The 3,313-nt window shown below is 60.1% G+C and carries 4 protein-coding genes and 2 pseudogenes; all 6 read right to left on the bottom strand.

From position 1 onward, the window contains the following. A pseudogene (locus tag AC5RW2_RS41750) lies at positions 1-134 on the bottom strand (IS1380 family transposase); the annotation flags it as partial. A gap of 60 nt (positions 135-194) precedes the next feature. Then, the gene (locus tag AC5RW2_RS41745; RefSeq protein ID WP_493986547.1) at positions 195-425 is read right to left on the bottom strand and encodes a hypothetical protein; all 231 of its coding nucleotides are present in this window, start codon (positions 423-425) and stop codon (positions 195-197) included. Beyond that, positions 332-1,351, bottom strand: coding sequence for an ATP-binding protein (locus AC5RW2_RS41740; RefSeq protein ID WP_493986545.1), 1,020 nt, complete (start codon positions 1,349-1,351; stop codon positions 332-334). The genes AC5RW2_RS41745 and AC5RW2_RS41740 overlap by 94 nt, the downstream gene beginning before the upstream one ends. Positions 1,352-1,402: 51 nt before the next feature. After that, positions 1,403-2,638 carry an amidohydrolase gene (locus tag AC5RW2_RS41735; protein ID WP_494075333.1) on the bottom strand — a complete coding sequence of 412 codons (1,236 nt, stop codon included), beginning with the start codon at positions 2,636-2,638 and terminating at the stop codon, positions 1,403-1,405. Positions 2,639-2,647: 9 nt separating this feature from the next. Next, entirely contained in the window at positions 2,648-2,956 is a 309-nt protein-coding gene (locus AC5RW2_RS41730) for an SDR family NAD(P)-dependent oxidoreductase (RefSeq protein ID WP_494075332.1), read from the bottom strand. Between the two features lie 55 nt (positions 2,957-3,011). Further along, positions 3,012-3,313 (bottom strand): annotated as a pseudogene (locus AC5RW2_RS41725) (steroid 3-ketoacyl-CoA thiolase); the annotation flags it as partial.

Below are 3,313 nucleotides of genomic sequence, written 5' to 3'. Positions count from 1 at the left end.
CGGTCCTCACACAGACCCCTGAATCCCAGGGCATCGATGAGGCCGGTGAGGACTTTCGTGCCGGCGTGGGAGACCAGCGACTGGCCGGTGAAGGCGACATCAACGGACGGGAAAACCCCGGTAGAATCGTGCATCGAAAGGGTGCTCCCTACGATCAGAGAAAATATGGCGTCGAATACCACTATTTTCCCTAGTCAGAGCACCCTTTCCCTGTTTAAACACGCCCCCGCGCAGCCACCCTCATGAAAACCCCGGGCTAGTTCATCGAGGGCTCGGCGGGTTCGGGCGATGGCCTCGTCTCGATCCTTGCCCCAGCAGATGAGCTTGCCGATCATGGAGTCGTAGTAGGGCGGGATGACGTACCCCGCTTCGATGTGGGTGTCCATCCTGATCCCGAAGCCGCCAAGGGCACGAAAGTTCGTGATTGTTCCTGGGCGTGGCGCGAATTGCTTTCCGGGTCCTCGGCGTTGATACGACACTCGATGGCGTGGCCGGTGATGATGATGTCGTCCTGGGTTAGGTTCAGTAGCATTCCTCCGGCAATCTGCAATTGAAGCTTGATGAGGTCGATGCCGGAGACCATCTCGGAGACGGGGTGTTCAACCTGGATACGAGTGTTCATCTCTATAAAGTAGAACTTGCGTTCGACATTATCGAAGACGAACTCTACGGTCCCGGCGTTTTTGTACCCAACCTCGTGGCAGAGCGCGACCGCGGCGTCGGCCATTTCCTGCCTGAGCTCTGCGTTCAAGACCGGGGAGGGTGATTCCTCGATGAGCTTTTGATTACGTCGCTGCGCCGTGCAGTCACGTTCCCCTAGGTGAAGCACGGTCTGGCCGTCGGAGATGACTTGAATTTCTATGTGCCGGATGTCGGTGAGGTAACGCTCGATGTAGACCGACGGGTCACTAAAAGCGACTTCGGCCTCCGACATGATCTCCGTGAGGTCCCTTTCAAGCGTCTCGGCCTTCTCAACAACCCGCATGCCGCGACCACCACCACCGGCTGCTGCCTTTATCAGGAGAGGATAGCCGACCTCACTGGCTACAGCGAGAGCTTCGTTGTATTCAGCGATTGCACCGACAGAACCGGGCACGGTGGGCACCCCTGCCCGCCGCGCAATCTTCTTTGCCTCGATTTTGTCTCCCATGCGGCGGATGATGCCAGCAGCGGGACCGATGAAACCGACCTGCTCTTCTTCACACAGTGCGGCGAAGTCGGCGTTCTCAGACAGGAAGCCATAGCCAGGATGGATGGCGTCCACTTTGTATGCAAGTGCTGCGCTTACGACCGCGCGCGTCGGGGTTGGTGCCGGACTCCTTCTGATCCGACATCCGACGATGCCGTTCAACTCTAGATGACGGCGGTCACCTCGACCGTGAAGGGTCGGCCTAGTGGTTGCTCATGCAGGAGTTCCCAACTTTGACATCAGGGCGGTCATCGCGGCCCGGACTCCGGTGCTCAGCGTTGGCTCGATCACCGGAGCGAAGAATGGGGAGTGATTGCCGGCGGGAGCGTTTTCGCCGTCGAGCACTTCTTGGGCGTGTCCGCCAAAGAACCAGTACACACTGGGGACGCCGATGGCCTCTGCCAGCAAGCCGAAGTCCTCGCTGGCCATGACGGGGGGTGTTTCGAAGACCGCGTCCTTCCCCAGAACTTCTTCGAGCGCTGTCATCAGGTCCTCGGCGGACGAGGGATCGTTGTAGCACTGCGGGAAGCTCGAGATTTCCTCAATGGCAGGCTCCGGGGCGCCTGAGGCCGCGGCCTCGGCGCTGATGATGCGTCGAAGCGAGCGGAGAACCAGATCACGCACGTCGTGATCGAAGGTCCGGACGTTGAGCGTGAATTCAGCGGAGGTCGGGATGATGTTTTCCTTCAGTCCGCCATGGAACGTCCCGATGGTGACTACGGCCGACTTCATCGGGTGGACTTCGCGGGAGACGATCGTCTGGATTCGGACCACCATGTGGGCGCCAAGCACGATCGGATCAATCGACTGCTCTGGCTGTGATCCATGTGACTGTTTCCCGTGCACCGTGACTTTCCACGAGTCTGCCATGGCCATGGCAGTGCCTTGGCTGAGATTCACAGTGCCGGCAAGTCCGGGCCATACGTGCTGCCCGTAAATAATGGTTGGTTTAGGTGCCTTGTCCCACAGCCCGTCCTCCACCATCGCTCTGGCCCCGGCGGCGGTTTCCTCCCCGGGCTGGAAGATGAACACGGCGGTACCGGCCCAGGCGCCACGGTTCTCGGTCATGAGCTGGGCGGCAGTTAGTCCGACAGTGATGTGCGTGTCGTGGCCGCAGCCATGCATTACCGGGACCACGCTGCCGTCTGGCATCGTGCCTGTTGTTGTGCTCGCAAAGTCCAGCCCGGTGTCTTCCTGGATGGGGAGGCCGTCGATGTCTGCACGGTAGCCGACGACGGGGCCCACCCCATTGCGCAGGATGCCGACAATGCCGGTGCCTCCGCATATGAATGTTTCGAGTCCTAAGCGGTCCAGTTTTTCGCGGATGTATTCGGCGGTGCGCGTTTCCTGCATCGACAGCTCGGGGTTGGCATGCAGGTGCTTATAGATATCACGCATTCCGGTGGTGTGACCGGCGGAGAGGCCGAATATGTCAGTCGTGATGGTCATGAAGTCCTTTCACAGGTGCGGGGAGCATTGCCTAATTGACAAGTGTGTACCACTGGCACCCCTGCGTATCAATCCCCTACATATTCCTAGGGCAAAGTCGACAACCTTCCTACTGTCGTCAGCCACTGCAGTGTTGCCCTGGACCGCCGTCGCTTCACCGCCGACGGCCCGGATACCCTCGACCACACTCTGCGCAGCATCGAAGTGGAGGTCGGCGACGACCACCTTGACGCCGAGTGATGCGAGCTCGTTCGACGTCTCCTTACCAATGCCGGAACCACCGCCTGTGACGATCGCTACCTTGCCATTCAATGCCATTCGATACTCCTTCTCGATGGTTCAGCGGGCAAACCGCCGTGTGATCCCCCACGCGTCATCCGTCCGAGAGACGCTCCAGGATGGTGACGTTGGCGAGGCCGCCGGCCTCACATACAGCCTGCAGGCCGAAACGACCGCCGGTGTCCTCAAGGTGATGCAGCATCGTCGTCAGAATCCGGGTACCCGAGGCGCCGAGTGGGTGTCCCAGCGCGATCGCCCCCCCGCGCGGATTGAGCTTGTCGGGATCGGCATCGAACTCAGCGGCCCACGCCAGGGGAACCGACGCAAATGCTTCATTGATCTCATACGTATCGAAGTCACTGATCCGCATGCCCGTGCGCTCGAGAACATGCCTAG

This window comes from Arthrobacter sp. B0316-1-20 (assembly GCF_059091865.1).
This window is presented reverse-complemented; position numbering and strand designations above follow the sequence as displayed.

Bases quoted from the DNA above. Each gene is read 5' to 3' on its own strand.
- AC5RW2_RS41730 (WP_494075332.1), bottom strand. From the start codon at position 2,956: ATGGCATTGAATGGCAAGGTAGCGATCGTCACAGGCGGTGGTTCCGGC.
- AC5RW2_RS41735 (WP_494075333.1), bottom strand. From the start codon at position 2,638: ATGACCATCACGACTGACATATTCGGCCTCTCCGCCGGTCACACCACC.